We start from the raw sequence: 1,480 nt of genomic DNA, 5'->3' as shown, positions 1-1,480 counted from the left end.
CCATCCTGGAGGCCTCGACCCCTACCCGACCCCCGTGACACGCACCCCGCTTGGGCCCTTACCCACACTCACTTGGGAAGGGCCCGATAAGCGGCTCTTCAGAGTTGAGTGTGGGCGCGCCGGTGGTGCGGGGTAGCTGGGGATAGACGTCGAGGTCCTCGATGATGAGCGGACTCTTACCTCTGCTCGCACCAAGGACCTCGACAATGCTTAACCATAGTTGCGTATGCCCTGACGCGCTCGATCGCTGCGACCGATGCGATCTCCTCCTCGAATTCCCCGGCCTCCACCTGGTCTCGGTCACGTAGGCTCCCTCGGGCCTGGTGCTCGAGGTGGAGTCCTGCGTTCCGGTCCAAGGCTGTCCCGGCTGCGGAGTCATCGCTACTGGTCACGGCCGTGTGGTGGTCGAGGTGATTGATGCGCCCTGGGCGGGTCGGCCGGTGCGGGTCCGATGGCGCAAGCGCCGCTGGATCTGTCACGAGGACGTTTGCTCGGTGGTCTCGTTCGTCGAGCAGGACCCGGAGGTCTGTGCGCCGCGCGCTCTGCTGAGCACACGCGCGATCCGGTGGTCCATCGGTCAGCTCCGGGCCGAGGGAGCGACGATCCAGGGCCTGGCCCGGCAGCTCGGCACGACCTGGAACACCCTCTTCACTCAGGTCCGCCCCGTCCTGGCCACGGCCGCTGACGACCCGGTCCGGTTCGAGAACGTGCAGGTCCTGGGCGTGGACGAACACATCTGGCATCACCGCGACCCCCGCCGGCGCGGTCCGAAAGAGCTCACCGGGATGGTCGAGCTGACCCGCGGACCCCACCCCACCGCCAGGCTCCTCGACCTCGTCCCCGGCCGATCCGGCAAGGCCTACCGCGACTGGCTGGACGAGCGGGGCGAAGGGTTCCGGAAGCGGGTCGAGATCGCGACGTTGGACCCGTTCCAGGGATACAAGAACACGATCGATGACCAACTCGAGGACGCCACCTGCGTGCTGGATGCGTTCCACATCGTCAAGCTCGCCGGCGCGGCAGTCGATGACGTCCGCCGCCGGATCCAACAGGAGACCCTCGGCCACCGAGGCCGCAAGGGCGACCCCCTCTACGGCATCCGCCATGTTCTCCGCGCCGGGCGAGAACGCCTCACGTCTCGCCAGCAGACTCGCCTGGAAGCTGCGTTCACGGCCCATCCCGATCACATCGCGGTCGAAGTCGCCTATCGCTGCGCTCAGGACCTTCGGGACGTGTTCCACCAGCCCACGCCTGCACGAGGACGCCAGCTTGCCGAAAAACTCATCGCCTCGCTGCCGACCTGCCCGATTCCCGAGATCGCCAGGCTCGGAAAGACCCTGAGACGCTGGAAGACCGCGTTCCTGGCCTACTTCGACACCGACGGCGCGAGCAACGGTGGTACCGAGGCCATCTGTGAGTGTCTACCTGGCTGGTCCGGGACCGGCTGGTCAGGATGGTTCCGGTCGCGCTGAACAGCGTG

Annotated in this window: 1 pseudogene; it reads left to right on the top strand. The window is 67.0% G+C overall.

Annotation, left to right across the window (positions count from 1 at the left end):
* Positions 1-206 precede the first annotated feature (206 nt).
* Positions 207-1,412: pseudogene (locus GTW58_RS12975) on the top strand (ISL3 family transposase); the annotation flags it as partial.
* Between the last annotated feature and the right edge of the window lie 68 nt (positions 1,413-1,480).

This window comes from Kocuria subflava (genome assembly GCF_012163155.1).
Lineage (GTDB): Bacteria > Actinomycetota > Actinomycetes > Actinomycetales > Micrococcaceae > Kocuria > Kocuria subflava.
This window is presented reverse-complemented; position numbering and strand designations above follow the sequence as displayed.